We start from the raw sequence: 15,590 nt of genomic DNA on the forward strand, positions 1-15,590 counted from the left end.
GAATGGAAATCAGTTTTCAAAGCGACGTAGGAAAAATACGAAATACGAATCAAGATTACGTTGGTGTATTCGAAAACAAAAAAGGCTATACGCTTGCGATGTTGGCTGACGGTATGGGCGGTCATCAAGCTGGTGATGTTGCTAGTAAAACGGCAGTCAATGAAATTGGAAGACAATGGGAAAAAAATAAAATCACAGACAGTGAGAAAGCCGCTAAGTGGTTAGTTAAAACAATTCAAGAGGAAAATGCTGCGATCTATCAAGCTGGCCAAGCGACACCTGAATTCGCTGGTATGGGGACTACAATTGAAGCAGTCGCTGTTTTTGAAGATGATTTTACTGTTGCCCATGTGGGAGATAGTCGGATTTATACTTTACTTGAAAAGCAATTGATTCAACTAACAGAAGACCATTCTCTGGTTAATGAGTTAGTCAAAACAGGTGAAATTTCAAAAGAGATGGCTGCCAATCATCCACAGAAAAATATTGTGACACAATGTGTTGGAATGCCGGGTACAATTGAAGTAGATGTATCCTCGCATCTGATTGATGCTAAAGATTATTTGCTTTTGTGCTCGGATGGTTTGACTAATATGGTGTCTGAAGAAGAAATTGCTCAACTTATTTTAAAGAATCCGAACGCTGAAGAAGCGGTGGAAAAAATGATTGATGCTGCCAATGATCGTGGGGGCCTTGATAATATTACTGCGCTTATGATCAGCTTTGGAGGTGTTGCTGATGCTTGATATTGGCAAGAAACTGAGTGGTCGATATCTAATTAAAGGCAACGTTGGCATGGGCGGAATGGCCAATGTCTTTTTAGCTGATGATTTGATTTTAGACCGAGAAGTTGCCATTAAAGTTTTGCGTTATGATTTTCAAAATGATCAAGACGCCATTCGTCGTTTTCAAAGAGAAGCGCTAGCCGCCACCGAGTTAGTCCATCCCAATATTGTTTCCGTTTATGATGTAGGAGAAGAAGACGGAATGCAGTATTTAGTTATGGAATATGTTAAGGGAATGGATTTAAAACGTTACATCCAGACGCATTATCCTATGGACTATTCGGCTGTTATCAACATAATGCAGCAGATCCTTTCTGCAGTTGCTTTAGCCCACGAGCATCGAATCATCCATCGGGACTTAAAACCGCAAAATATTTTGCTAAATGACGAAGGCGTGGTAAAAATCACTGACTTTGGCATCGCGATTGCCCTATCAGAAACATCGATCACGCAAACAAATAGTATGTTAGGTTCAGTGCATTACCTTTCACCTGAACAAGCAAGAGGGAGTATGGCGACAAGTCAATCTGATATTTATGCTATTGGTATTATTTTATATGAGATGTTGACAGGTAGTGTGCCTTTTGATGGTGAATCTGCAGTCACTATTGCTTTAAAACATTTTCAAGATGAAATTCCTTCATTGAGAGAACGTGATGAAAGTATACCGCAAGCGCTGGAAAATGTAGTGTTAAAAGCAACAGCTAAAGAACCTACAGATCGTTATAAAACGGTTGAAGAAATGAGTAAAGACTTAGAAACAGTTTTATCGCCAGAGCGTCAGAACGAAGCAGCTTGGCATCCGCAAGCAATGAACAATGACACAAAAATAATAACGCCAATTACAGATAACCCTCTCTCTAATAATGAAGAAGAAAATACAGAAGCTGCTAAAGCAACTGAAGAAGATGAAAAGAATAAAAAACCTAAGAAAAAGAAGAAAAAATGGTTAATTTTTTTAGCGATTTTTGTTGCGATACTCGCTATGATCGGCTTGGGCACGTATCTTTCTTTGGCTGGTTCAAGAGACGAAGTAGCTGTGCCAGAAGTCGCCGGTCTTACGGAATCCGCGGCTAGAGAAAAACTACGCGAAAGTGGGGTACAAGCGGCTGCTCAGACAAGAGAACATCCTAGTGATGATCAAGAAGAAGGACGGATCGTTAAAACGAGTCCCCAAGAAGGCGCCGAGATCAAGCAAAGCCAAGAAGTGGTTTTATATATCAGTTCTGGCAGTCCAGAAGTAGAAATGGATGATTATACAGAACAAACTTATGAAGACGCACTAGACAAACTAAAAGAATTAGAATTTAAAGAAAGTAATATTTCTTCAGAGGAAGAATTTAGTGATTCAGTCCCAGCAGGACAAATTATTAGTCAAACGCCTGATGAAGGAGAAGAAGTGGTGCCGGAAGAAACCGAAGTATCATTTGTTATAAGTAACGGTCCTGCGCCGGTATCTATGGTTAATTTTATTGGCAGTACAGAAAATGCAGCTAGAAGTAGCTTGCAAGGGATGGGTCTAGAAGATAATTCGGTAGAAATTCAACAAAGTTATAGCGAGCAAGCAAGCGGAACGATTATTGATCAAACACCAAACGAAGGTGAGGAAGTAATCCCCGCAGACACACCTATTGTTTTTTCTGTAAGTGCTGGACAAGAGCAAGTTGAAATTCCTGATGTAAAAGGAGATTCTGAAAATAAAGCAGAAGAAAAACTGGAAGACGCTGGCTTTAAAGTGGAAAAGGAAGAAGAATTTGACGATTCTGTTGATGAAGGAGATGTTATCAGTACAGATCCTTCGGCTGGTTCAACAGAAGATAAGGGAAGCACAGTAAATATGGTTGTTTCAAAAGGCGAGGAAGAAGAGCCTGAGACAAAGAAATTTACGGTGGATGTAGAGGCTTCTTTTAAAGGTAACAACAACAGTGAAGATAGCAGCGAAGACAGCGAAGACAGCCAAGACACTGAAGATAGTGAAGATGAAAATGATCAAGACTCATCGAGTCAGACGATTACGGTCTGGCTTACAGATACAGATCATGATAACGAGCAATACGAACAAATTGTTTTAGATTCAGAAGATGATAAAGAGACAATCAATGTTCCCGTTACTGTTGAAGAAGGCGAAAAAGCAACAATTGCTGTGCAACGTGATGATGAAGAAAAAGTTAGCCGTGAAGTAGATGAAGCTGAAACTGTACAAGTACCTTAATTTAGATAAAAGACGAACGATAAACACAATATCGGTCGTCTTTTATTTTTTGCTAAGTATTTGATGATAACAAGACCTTATCCTTTCCAAGTAATGAAAAATTCGTTATAATAAAGGTCAATAATAGTCAAAGGAGGGTCACGAGCAGATGAGTCATCAAAATACTTCTGATATGATTGAAGCTTATTTAAAGAAGATTCTGGAAGAAAGCGAGATGATTGAAATTCGTCGCGCTGAGATGGCAGATTTATTCAATTGTGTACCTTCACAAATCAATTATGTCATCAATACACGTTTTACTGTACAACGAGGTTATACCGTTGAAAGTAAACGAGGTGGTGGCGGCTATATTCGTATTGAAAAAGTTCAAATTTCTAATTATCATCAATTTTTAGAACAAGTGAACCAATTATTTGATCAATCACTCTCAGAAAAAGATGGAATAGCAATTATTCAGAAATTATATGAAGAAGGGATTCTTTCTAAAAGAGAAGGTAATTTATTATTAGTAACAATTAGTAAAGTAGCTTTAGGAAAATCAGTTAAAGAAGAAAACATACGAGCAAACATTATGCATGGCGTACTAGAACGATTAAGCTATGAATTATAAAGATAGGAAGTGAAAAAATATGGACGAACTATTTACTCAGCGCGCTAAAGAAGTATTACAAATCGCCCAAGAAGAAGCAAAACGTTTTAAACATCAAACCGTAGGATCAGAACACGTTTTACTAGCTTTATTAATGGAACCCAATGGTATTGCTGGAAAAACATTACGTGAAATGAATGTTAATGAAAATGATATCCGTGAAGAAATCGAACACTTAACAGGTTATGGCACGATGACTAGTTATCCGGTAAGTGGCTATTTACCTTATTCGCCAAGAGCTAGACAAATTTTTGCCTATGCAGGTGATGAAGCGAAGCGTTTAGGCTCATCACAAGTTGGTACAGAACACTTACTTTTAGGCTTATTACGTGATGAAGAAATCCTAGCTTCACGTATTATGTTGAACTTAGGCCTAAGTTTAGCGAAAATGCGTCAACTCTTAAAGAAAAAAATGGGTGTGAACCAAAATAAAAGTGCAAATGGTGCAAACCGACGACGTCCAGCTCAAGGGAGACAGCAACAAGCACAAGAAGGCACGCCAACTTTGGATTCACTTGCACGTGATTTAACAAAATTAGCACGCGAAAAACGTTTAGACCCTGTTGTTGGTCGTAATAAAGAAGTGAAGCGTCTTATTCAAATATTAAGTCGTCGTACCAAGAATAATCCAGCTTTGGTAGGTGAGCCGGGTGTTGGGAAAACAGCGATTGCTGAAGGTTTAGCGCAAAAAATTAATAATGGTGAAGTTCCGCAAGATATGCAGTCAAAACGACTAATGATGTTAGATATTGGTGCATTAGTTGCTGGAACAAAATATCGTGGCGAGTTTGAAGATCGCATGAAAAAAATTATTGATGAGATTTATCAAGATGGACAAATTATTTTGTTTATTGACGAATTACACACTTTAATTGGTGCTGGAGGAGCAGAAGGTGCCATCGATGCTTCTAATATCTTAAAACCAGCACTTGCCCGTGGCGAGTTACAAACCATTGGAGCGACAACCTCTGATGAGTATCAAAAATATATCGAAAAAGATTCAGCATTAGAACGTCGTTTTGCCAGAGTTCAGGTAGACGAGCCAACACCTGATGATGCAGTAGAAATCTTAGGAGGGCTACGGGCTCGTTATGAAAAGCATCATAATGTTGAAATTACTGATGAGGCATTACGAGCTTGTGTTCAGTTTTCTGTTCGTTACATTAATGGAAGACAATTACCGGATAAAGCAATCGACTTAATGGATGAGTCAGCTGCTAAAGTTCGTTTGGACCAGTCGGATGAAGTTTCAGAAACAGCTGTCGTTCAGGATCAATTGCTGGAAGTTACAGAAGAAAAAGAAGCAGCGATTAGAAATCAAGATTTTGAAAAAGCAGCTAGTTTACGCAAACAAGAACAAGCATTGAATAAACAACTTCAGGAGGTATCTTATAAAGAAGCTAAAGCAGCTTCTGGTTTTACCGATAAAGTGACAGAAGAAGATGTTGCCGCTGTTGTGTCACAATGGACAGGTGTACCGCTAGAGCAAATGGAGAAAAAAGAAAGTCAACGTTTGCTAGATTTGGAAAAAGATCTGCATGAACGTGTTGTCGGACAAGATGAAGCAGTAAATGCAGTAGCTCGTTCTATTCGCCGTGCTCGTAGTGGGTTAAAAGATCCAAATCGTCCAATTGGTTCTTTCATGTTTTTAGGACCAACAGGCGTTGGGAAAACTGAACTAGCTAAAACATTGGCTGAATCCATGTTTGGTGAAGAAGATGCTTTGATTCGGTTAGACATGAGTGAGTATATGGAAAAATATAGTACGAGTCGTTTGATCGGTTCACCTCCAGGTTATGTTGGTTATGATGAAGGAGGTCAATTAACCGAAAAAGTTCGTTCGAAACCTTATTCTGTAATTTTACTTGATGAAGTTGAAAAGGCGCACCCAGAAGTCTTTAATACCTTATTACAAGTATTGGATGATGGTCAATTGACAGATTCAAAAGGACGTTCTGTTGATTTTCGTAATACGATCTTGATTATGACCTCAAACATCGGTGCTCGAGAAATACGTGAAGAAACAAATGTTGGCTTCAATGTAGTAGATGTTAAACAAGATCATGAAGCTATGCAAAAACGTATCCTAGAAGAATTGAAAAAAGCATTCCGTCCAGAGTTCTTGAACCGCGTTGATGAAACCATCGTGTTCCGTTCGTTAGAAAAAGATGAAATCCATGAAATTGTAAAAATTATGAGTAAATCTGTTGTTAAACGTATGGAAGAACAAGATATTCAACTTAAAATCACACCGGCAGCTATCGATGTGATTGGCGAAGCCGGGTTTGATCCGGAATATGGGGCTCGACCGATTCGCCGTGCTTTGCAAAAAGAAATTGAAGATCGCTTAAGTGAAGCGTTGCTATCTGGAGAAATTTATTTCGGTAGTCGTGTCACGATAGGTGCTTCAAAGGGTAAAATTACCTTGAATGTAAAAGAGCCAAAGAAAGAACAAACATTGCAAGAAGTATAGTTGACTGAATAAAGATTTTAGCTAGCACGTAGGAAGTTCAACTTCCTACGTGCTTTTTTAGGCTCATAGAATAAAATTTTTATTCAAAAAGCTATTTTGCTTTTTATTTGAAAGTTCTCTATAATAAATAGACGAAAATAAATGATAGGAGTAAAAAATGACGTCAGTACTTTTTGATTTAGACGATACATTATACGATCAGTTAGAACCGTTTAAAAAAGCTGTCCAAAAAAATTTTCTTTTTCCTACTTCTCAAATAGAAGATTTGTACTTATTTAGTCGAAGCTTTGCCGATGAAGTATTTCCTTTGACGCATACAGGAGAAATGAAGCTAGAAGATATGTATGTTTATCGTATGCAAAACGCGTGTGCACAATTTGGTATGCAATTAACATCAACGCAAGCACTACGATTTCAAGAGGATTATAAATATTTTCAAGGACAAATAGAACTGTTTGCAGACGCTAAAAGGGCACTTTCCTATTGTACACATCATAATATTTCCCTTGGATTAATTACTAATGGACCGACTAACCATCAATGGGGAAAGATTCAACAATTAGGATTGCTACATTGGATTTCAGAAAGAAATATTTTTATTTCTTCGACTGTAGGTTTTAGTAAGCCGGATATTCATTTATTTGAGTATGCAGAACAAAGTATGGGGCTAAGTAAAAAAGAGACCTATTATATTGGCGATTCCTATGAAAATGATATAGAGGGCGCTAAAAATGCTGGTTGGAAAGCCATTTGGTTTAATCACCGGGGGCGTAAAAAACCCCAATCACAGTTTGTGTTTGACCAAGTATTAAAGCGAAAGTCTTCTTTATATGAAACGATCCAAACCTTGTAGAAACATCATCTTTTTGCAGTTTTGCTAGTTTAGTGTAGTGCGAAATTGCGATCTTTTATATAGATTATGCGTAGCTTAAAGATAGTTAACTGAAAATAATAAGCATGCTCGTGAAGTGTTACACTTATTGTGTTGGAAAACAAGCTAGCTTGTGATAGCATGTGAAAGAGGAGAGAGCATATGATTGAAATAATTGCAACAGTAGAATCTGTTTATCAAGCAACTGAGATCTTACCTAGTGTTGATACCATTATCTTTGGTGAAGAAAAGTTTGGGTTACGTTTACCCTACTCTTTTTCAAAGAGTGAACAAAAGGAACTTGTGGCACTTGCTCATGAAGCAGGGAAACAAGTAATGGTTGCTGTTAATGGGATTATACATCCAGATAAAATGAAAGATATCCCGAAATATCTGCGTTTTTTAAAAAGCATTCATGTAGATAAAATATCATTAGGCGATCCTGGAATTATTTTTGTAATGCAACAGCAACCTGAACTGGCGCTTCCTTTTATTTATGATGGACAAACTCTAGTAACTAGCGCCCGGCAGGTCAATTTTTGGGGGAGAAAGGGCGCTAACGGTGCTGTTTTAGCGCGTGAAGTTCCCTTTATAGAAATGAAAGAAATGGCAGTCCATTTAAATATTCCAACGGAAGTATTAGTTTATGGCGCTACTTGTATCCATCATTCGAAGCGTTCACTTTTACAAAATTATTTTCATTATACTAAACAAGACGAAGTAGAGGACAAATCACAAAATCTTTTTTTATCTGAAGAAAAACGTGAAAAAACTCACTATTCAATTTATGAGGACAACCACGGCACCCACATTTTTGCCAATGATGACATTTGTTTGATGAATGAGTTACCTGAACTGGCGGCAAACGGTTATCAAACTTGGAAACTTGATGGCATATTTACTCCTGGACAGAATTTTGTAGAAATTATTCAATTATACGATACTGTTAGAAAAGAAATTGAAAAAAATACTTATACTACAAGACAAATAGCTCATTATGCTTCTCGAGTGAATCAACTACATCCAGTGCATCGAACATTATCTACTGGCTTTTATGATATAGATCCAGAAAAGATCAAATAAGGGGTAATAAAAGTGACGATAAAGCAAATATTAAAAAGACCAGAAATTTTAGCGCCAGCTGGCACTTTGGAAAAATTAAAGACTGCAATTAACTACGGAGCGGATGCTGTTTATATTGGAGGAAATGCTTATAGTTTACGGAGTCGAGCAGGTAATTTTTCTTATGAAGAGATGACAGAAGGGGTTCGTTTTGCTAATAACCATAATGCAAAGGTTTATGTAGCAGCGAACATGATAACACATGAAGCTAATCAAGCAGGCGCTGGGGATTTTTTTCGAAAAATTCGCGATATAGGAGTCGCAGCTGTGATTATTTCCGACCCAGCTTTAGTTGAAATTTGTATTACTGAAGCACCAGGGCTAGCTGTTCATCTTTCTACACAAGCGTCTGCAGCAAATTATGAAACATTGGAATTTTGGCGCAATGAAGGCTTGGAGCGTGTTGTTTTAGCACGTGAAATTTCAATGAAAGAAGTGGCAGAGATTCGTCAGCATACCTCAGTTGAACTTGAAGCTTTTATTCATGGTGCGATGTGTATTTCTTATTCAGGTCGATGTACTTTATCCAATCATATGTCAATGCGAGATGCTAATCGTGGCGGATGTTCGCAATCTTGTCGTTGGAAATATGACTTATTTGATCTGCCTTTTGGTACAGAACGTAATTATTTCACTGAGAGTAAGAAATCAGAAAAATTTTCAATGAGCGCTGTAGATTTATCAATGATAGAACACTTGCCTGATCTTATTCAAAATGGCGTTGATAGTTTGAAAATTGAGGGGAGGATGAAATCTATTCACTATGTTTCAACAGTAGCTAATGTTTATAAAAGGGCGGTTGATAGTTACATGGCTGATCCAAAACACTATAGTTGTCAACAAGAATGGATTGATGAGTTATGGAAGGTTGCGCAACGTGAGTTATCCACTGGTTTTTATTATCATATACCGACAGAAACTGAACAATTATTTGGCCCACGGCGAAAAATTCCACAATATAAATTTATTGGTGAAGTGATTAGCTATGATAAAGATACACAAATTGCTACCATAAGACAGCGTAATGTTTTTAATCTAGGGGATCGTATTGAGTTTTACGGACCAGGAATGCGTCATTTTACCCAGCAAGTGGCAGAGATGCATAATGAGCAAGGTGAATCAATTGTACGTGCACCGCACCCTATGATGATATTAACAATGCCAGTGAAACAAGCAGTACAAGTGGGAGATATGATAAGAAAACAAAAGTAATGGTGAACATGCTGCGATTTTATTAGAAAAAGAGGAGTTTTGTTATGGATATAGAGATTCATAGGTTACGGCATATAGATAGCACTCATTATAAACTACTCTTAGAGGCGGATCCTTCTGAAAAAATTGTTGAAGATTATTTATCACGTGGTTTTTGTTTTGCGGCGCAAAAAAAGCAAAAGTTGCTAGGGATAATTCTATTATTACCGACTAAGCCAAAGACCTTAGAAATCGCGAATATAGCTGTACAAAAAAGTTTTCGTGGACAAAAAATCGGACAACAACTTATTTTATTTGCCCTGTCATTTGCTAGGAAAAATCAGTATAAGCTAGTGGAAATTGGGACAGGTTCGACCAGTCTTGAGCAACTATACTTATATCAAAAGTGTGGTTTCCGTATGACATATATTGCGCGTGACTTTTTTGTTAACCACTATGCAAGGCCCATTGTTGAAAACGGCTTACAGTTAAAAGACATGGTGCGCTTAAGTCAAACAGTTCAGTATCTTGACGGATAGATACGGGAGTGATAGCTTTATTCTTAGACAGAAAATATCAGAGGAGGTTACCATGGAAACATATGATTATATCGTCGTTGGCGGCGGAAGCGGTGGCATTGCCTCTGCAAATCGCGCTGGTATGCATGGCGCTAAGGTATTACTGATTGAAGCTAATGAGGTTGGCGGAACTTGTGTCAATGTTGGTTGTGTGCCTAAAAAAGTAATGTGGCAAGCAAGTGATATTTATCAAACCGCCCAAAGGGATGCACCAAGTTACGGTCTTCAAGTAAAGGATAAAACTTTTGATTTTAAAACCTTGGTTAAAAACCGAAGAGATTATATTGACTTTTTACATGGTGCTTATAAAAGAGGATTTGATAATAACGGTGTAGAATTATTAAAGGGATATGCACAGTTTATAGATGGTCATACAGTTGAAGTAGATAGCCAACAATATACAGCACCACATATTTTAATTGCAACTGGTGGACACGCTACTAGTTTAGATGTTCCAGGTGGTGAATATGCAATTGATTCAGATGACTTTTTTGACTTAGAAGAAGCTCCTCAACATATGATCGTTTTAGGGGGAGGCTATATCGCTGCTGAACTTGCAGGGGTAATTAACGGGCTAGGAAGTAAAGTTTCCTGGGCTTTTCGTAATGAACGTCCTCTTAGAAAGTTTGATGCAATGTTAGCTGATAATCTAGTACAAGAATATGAAGAAGAAGGCGTGTCTCTTTATAAAGAAAGCGTACCTTCAGCTATTGATAAAAATAGTGAGCAGTACACTGTTACTTTTGAAAATGGTGCAAAAATTACAGGAGACTGCGTATTATTTGCTGGAGGAAGGAAAGCCAATGTGCAAGGTTTTGGCTTAGGCAATACCGAGGTAAAACTAGATGAACGGGGTTTTATTCAAGTAGACAAGTACCAAAATACAACAGCTGATGGGATTTATGCTATTGGTGATGTGATCGGTAAATTGGAGTTGACCCCAGTAGCGATCGCAGCTGGACGCCGACTTTCTGAACGTTTGTTTAATGGTCAAACTGAACTTTACTTAGATTATAACTTTGTTCCTAGTGTTGTATTTACACATCCGCCTATTGCTACAATCGGTTGGAACGAAGATCAAGCACTGGAAAAATATGGTAAAGATGAAATCAAAGTATATCGTTCACGTTTTACTCCAATGTACTTTGCATTAAATGACTATAGACAAAAATGTGAAATGAAACTTGTTTGTTTAGGAAAAGAAGAAAAAATTATCGGTTTACATGCTATAGGAGTAGATGTAGATGAAATGCTGCAAGGATTTGCTGTTGCTGTGAAAATGGGGGCAACTAAAGCTGATTTTGATAATACAGTAGCTATCCACCCGACCGGAGCTGAAGAATTTGTTACAATGACTTAAACTTATAAAACAATAAAATTCACCAAGGACTTGAATAGTCATCTCAAGTCCTTGGTGAATTTTTTAGCAAAATCAAAAAAGTTTCACGTGAAACTTTTTATGATAGATCACCTACTAATTTGTTCGAGTTAACAGTGTTTCTGTAAGTTGATATAAAGTGACTTTAGTATTCTGGGAATCATTGGGTAGATTTTCAATTTTTTTTAACGCATTTTGCGTGTAGGTATTTGCTAGTTGTTGAGCTTTAGCTACACCGCCCAATTCGTTAACTAACTGGTACACTTTTTGTTTATCAATTTGTGTCATTTGTTCTTTTTTTTCTAACAATGGGACTAATTGTTGGCGATCTGCGTGTAAAGCATAGATCAATGGTAAAGTATACACGCCTTGCTGCACATCCTTTAGTACCGGTTTACCAAGTCCCTCTCCATTTTGAGTATAGTCCAAAATATCATCAATGATTTGAAAAGCCATCCCGATTTGATGGCCAATGTCTGAAACATTTTTGGCAAATAATTGACTACTTCCACTTTCAAATGCACCAACGGAACAACTTAAAGCAAATAGTTCTGCTGTTTTTCCTGAAATATTTGTTAAATACTCTTTGACGGTAATTGCTAGATTATAATGATCTGCCATTTGTCCTAATTCGCCAGTTAAAATATTTTCCATACTGCTCGCATTTTTTTGCAAGCTACGTAAAGTTCCAGTATAGCCAGACATCAATTTAAAGCAGGCCACAAAAAGATAATCTCCAGCGTAGACAGCAGTATTATTGTCAAAAGCTGCACTGATTGTTGGCAGGTTCCGTCTTAAAGAAGCGTCATCTACAATATCATCGTGAATCAATGTAGCTGTGTGCAACATTTCGATAGCAGCTGCCAGTGCGATAGCTTTATTTCGATCTTGTTTGGGACCAAATTGTGAAAAAAGAAGTTGATAAGCTGGACGTAGTAATTTACCTCCCGCCCCGATCATCTCCAATAAAGCTTTTCTAACGGATTTATTCTTCAGTTGGATGGAATCTTCCATTAGTTTTAAGGTTTCTGTTAATTCAGATTGTAATTGTGGATAGTTATTCCATATAGGGTGAAGTTTCATAGCTAGCTCCTTTGTTTCAAAAACAATCCGCAATAAATAGTTAATACATCGACCATTTTTCCTGCGTCTGTTGTTCATGTTCATTTTGAAAGCGTCGTAAAGTGTCGACGCGTCTTAATAAATAATTTGCAGCGATACCAATAGCAATTCCTGATAAGATACCTAAAAAAGATAAGATGGGTAAATAAAGTAGGACGCTCCATGTTTGAGCAATAAAAGAGGCGGTAAGAAGTTGTCCGACGTTATGCATAAAGCCTCCTGTCGCACTGATACCGATAATGCTAACATATTTCGGACCTATTTTTTTAACCAACAGCATGCCAAAGTAACTCAGCATTGCACCGCTCATGCTATATAAAAAAGTTGAAAGGGTCCCCCCTAAAAGAGTGGTCAAAATTAAACGTAAGCAAACCAGCAAAAAACTATCTTTTTTTGACATCGTAAATAAGGCAATTATTGTAATTAAATTTGCTAAGCCTATTTTAGCGCCAGGTGCAAAAGCAAACGGGTAAGGGATCATATTTTCGATAAGACCGAGAACTACCCCTTGGGCAATCAAAAGTGATATAAAAATGATTTTTCTCAAATGACTCATAAAGTAACGATCAGACGAATCGTCATTGTCCCTCCTGTCTTGTTGTTAACCCCTTTATCAACCGTCTCTTTTAGATTGTAATTTTTTATCTTATATTTTATTTTAGCATAATAAAAGATGCTGTGATTTATATTCTTTTAAAAATGGCTGGAACTTTTTAGAGGTCCCAGCCATTTTTATTTTATTTTTGCCCGTATAATGATTTAGGAGTACCATAGCGCCATTTTCCTAATGTACGTTGTAACCATGGAATGACCCAGTGATCTAATCCCAGTGCGCGTCCGGAACCATTCATTAAGGCAAAGGCTACGGGGATAAACCAGATGTTTACCCAGTAAAACATTCCTGATAAACAAAAAGTTGCTACTAGAATAATTGTTGCTCCACTAAATAACCAAGTAAATAAACCAGCCATTAAACAAAGGGCAATACCGATTTCCACAAAAACCATCATTTTTTGGAAAAACATCGCAACTTCCATGTTAGGCATGATTGTTTTCATGATATTCATAAACCAGTCAGGAGAATTTTCGATGACTGCCATAGGTTCTTCTCCATAAGCATAACTTAAACCAAAAATGGTGTTTCCCGCTTCAACGGCTGCATCAGCGCCAGCATCAGAAGCGCCGCTTGCCGCGTCGGCTGCTTCACTTGCGCCAGAAGCAGCATCAGTTATTGATTGATAATCCCAAGTCCAAGGGAAAACACTGTCGCCTTTAAACCAAGACTCTTCGCCAAACCATGTACTAGGAGTAAACCACTTGCCGTCACCTACAATTTTCTTGAAAGCTTCTAAAAACCAAACTAAACCATAGAACACACGTAAAGGTACGCTCCATAATACATTACTATTACGTGAAGTATGACCCCGAGCTACATTACGATCATCTTTAACACGGAAAAATTCATGCATAATATATTGGAACATATAATAACCTGTGCGAATATCAAAGAAATATTTCAAATTGACGATATGTTTCATTATCATAGCAAGAAAACCGCTTAAGTGGATCTTATCAAAAAGATTAGCAACACCCCACTTAGCTCCGACAGAAACCATAAAACCTTGGTAATTTCCCTTAAATTTACGACTTTGACCACCGTTGATCGAGCTAACAATATGAGTAGCAGCAGTATGCCCAGTTTGTTCGGCTGCTTGCACAATTTGTGGTGTTGGTGTATTAGAGAACTCTTCGTAGTAGACTAGATCTCCTACAATATAGATATTTTTATCTTCATAACCTTTTGCTTGCATATATTCATTGGCAACTAAGCGATTCCCACGAGCTGTTTCTAGTCCGAAATCAGCAGCATCTGAAGTTCCTTTGACACCTGCTGTCCAAATTAGTGTATGAGTAGCAACTGTTGATCCGTCTTTTAATTTGATATGATCAGGACTTACTTCAACAATCGGTGAATTTATCATGATATCTACATTTTTCTTTTTCATATAACGTTCTGCTTTTGCTGCGTCACTTCGTTTCAGCATGTTTAGAATCGTTGGCAGAGCTTCAACAACTTTTAAGTTAATTTCACTAGGATCTAACTTATTATCTTTGGCAAGTCGTTCTTTCCAATCGACTAGCTCACCGATCATTTCGATACCAGTAAATCCAGAGCCACAAACGACAAAGGTAAGCATTGCTTTTCGAAGTTTGGCGTCAGGTTCTAAAGCAGCTTTTGCTACAGTTTTTTCTATATGTTCACGAATGCGCAAGGCATCTTCAAAAGACCAAAGGGTAAAACCATTTTCTTTAACACCAGGTGTACCAAAATCATTTGGTTCACCGCCCATACCAATAATTAAATGATCAAAAGGGTATTGTCCATTTTTGGTTTGAACGGTTTTTGTATCTTTGTCAATGTTAGTCACAGTGTCTGTTACAAGTTGCACATTTTTCTTACGACAAAAAAGACGTTGTAAATCATACTGGATTGCATTTGGCTCAACCCTTGCAGCAGCTACTTCATGAAGTTCAGTCATCATTGACCTTAGTCATTGGCTTGATTTTAATTGTCCAAACGGGTTGGTTGATGCTTGTTATGGGGGGCGTTGTGTGTTTTATCGGTGTTTTTTATACTTATGGTCCGATTCCATTATCTCGCATGCCGCTAGGAGAATTGTTTAGCGGGGTAACTATGGGCTTAGGCATTTTTGCTATAACTATTTATCTTAACACTATTGAACAAAAGGTTTTTTACCTTACACTTGATTTTACCGAGGGAAATTTTTCACTTTCAGGACAACTATGGGGAATCTTAGCTCTGATTTGGGCTTCTCTTCCTTTAATTTTTACGATCGCCAATATTATGCTTGCCAACAATTTACGCGATATAAAGACAGATGTTAAAAATCATCGTTATACCTTAGTATATTATATTGGAAGTGCTAGCGGAACACTGCTATTTCAAGGATTAATGTATGCTTGCTATGTGACGATTGTTATTGGTTTGATTTTTGGTATTTATACTTGGCCAATTCTCATCATTTTTCTTACTTTTCCTAAAATTTCTCGTAATTTAAGGGAGCATGAAAAAAGTCTGCCTCAGCCAAAGAGTTTTGCTTATGCAATCAAAAACATGGTCTTATTCAATAGTAGCTATGCACTGGGATTATTACTTTGTATTTTTTGGCAAGTAATGTAAAAACAAG

General features: G+C 37.5%; 11 protein-coding genes and 2 pseudogenes. 10 read left to right on the top strand and 3 right to left on the bottom strand.

Translation table 11 applies throughout. The features are described 5' to 3' along the window. The first annotated feature begins 2 nt into the window (after positions 1–2). From AC806_RS00330 to gor, 9 genes are all read left to right on the top strand, one after another. A complete protein-coding gene (locus tag AC806_RS00330; protein ID WP_061839998.1) occupies positions 3–746 on the top strand; it encodes a Stp1/IreP family PP2C-type Ser/Thr phosphatase in 744 nt (247 codons plus the stop codon). Next, complete coding sequence (gene pknB, locus AC806_RS00335) at positions 739–2,997, top strand: Stk1 family PASTA domain-containing Ser/Thr kinase (protein WP_069028490.1); 2,259 nt, start codon at positions 739–741, stop codon at positions 2,995–2,997. Before AC806_RS00330 ends, pknB begins: the two co-directional genes overlap by 8 nt. Before the next feature lie 148 nt (positions 2,998–3,145). Next, complete coding sequence (locus tag AC806_RS00340; RefSeq protein ID WP_014123464.1) at positions 3,146–3,607, top strand: CtsR family transcriptional regulator; 462 nt, start codon at positions 3,146–3,148, stop codon at positions 3,605–3,607. Between the two features lie 19 nt (positions 3,608–3,626). Further along, complete coding sequence (locus AC806_RS00345) at positions 3,627–6,119, top strand: ATP-dependent Clp protease ATP-binding subunit (RefSeq protein ID WP_069028491.1); 2,493 nt, start codon at positions 3,627–3,629, stop codon at positions 6,117–6,119. A gap of 157 nt (positions 6,120–6,276) precedes the next feature. After that, positions 6,277–6,972, top strand: coding sequence for an HAD family hydrolase (locus AC806_RS00350; RefSeq protein ID WP_069028492.1), 696 nt, complete (start codon positions 6,277–6,279; stop codon positions 6,970–6,972). A 180-nt stretch (positions 6,973–7,152) separates the two neighbouring features. After that, positions 7,153–8,073, top strand: coding sequence for a peptidase U32 family protein (locus AC806_RS00355; RefSeq protein ID WP_061839993.1), 921 nt, complete (start codon positions 7,153–7,155; stop codon positions 8,071–8,073). 12 nt (positions 8,074–8,085) lie between these two features. Continuing rightward, positions 8,086–9,324, top strand: a complete 1,239-nt coding sequence (locus tag AC806_RS00360; protein ID WP_069028493.1) for a peptidase U32 family protein — start codon at positions 8,086–8,088, stop codon at positions 9,322–9,324. A gap of 44 nt (positions 9,325–9,368) precedes the next feature. Then, positions 9,369–9,842: a GNAT family N-acetyltransferase gene (locus AC806_RS00365; RefSeq protein ID WP_197492657.1), complete on the top strand. Its 474-nt coding sequence runs from the start codon at positions 9,369–9,371 to the stop codon at positions 9,840–9,842. A gap of 52 nt (positions 9,843–9,894) precedes the next feature. Then, positions 9,895–11,241 carry a glutathione-disulfide reductase gene (gene gor, locus AC806_RS00370; protein ID WP_069028494.1) on the top strand — a complete coding sequence of 449 codons (1,347 nt, stop codon included), beginning with the start codon at positions 9,895–9,897 and terminating at the stop codon, positions 11,239–11,241. 114 nt (positions 11,242–11,355) lie between these two features. On the opposite strand, the gene AC806_RS00375 is transcribed toward gor, so the two are convergent. The 3 genes and pseudogenes from AC806_RS00375 to AC806_RS00385 all read right to left on the bottom strand — a co-directional run. Beyond that, the gene (locus AC806_RS00375) at positions 11,356–12,342 is read right to left on the bottom strand and encodes a polyprenyl synthetase family protein (RefSeq protein ID WP_061839990.1); all 987 of its coding nucleotides are present in this window, start codon (positions 12,340–12,342) and stop codon (positions 11,356–11,358) included. 40 nt (positions 12,343–12,382) lie between these two features. Continuing rightward, positions 12,383–12,937, bottom strand: a complete 555-nt coding sequence (locus tag AC806_RS00380; RefSeq protein ID WP_061839989.1) for a Gx transporter family protein — start codon at positions 12,935–12,937, stop codon at positions 12,383–12,385. 181 nt (positions 12,938–13,118) lie between these two features. Beyond that, positions 13,119–14,927 (bottom strand): annotated as a pseudogene (locus tag AC806_RS00385) (FAD-dependent oxidoreductase); the annotation flags it as partial. On the opposite strand from AC806_RS00385, the pseudogene AC806_RS00390 reads away from it, so the two are divergent. Beyond that, positions 14,921–15,583, top strand: a pseudogene (locus tag AC806_RS00390) (UbiA family prenyltransferase); the annotation flags it as partial. The pseudogenes AC806_RS00385 and AC806_RS00390 overlap by 7 nt on opposite strands. Positions 15,584–15,590: the final 7 nt, after the last annotated feature.

Origin of the sequence: Tetragenococcus halophilus (genome assembly GCF_001712815.1) — a bacterium.
Lineage (GTDB): Bacteria > Bacillota > Bacilli > Lactobacillales > Enterococcaceae > Tetragenococcus > Tetragenococcus halophilus.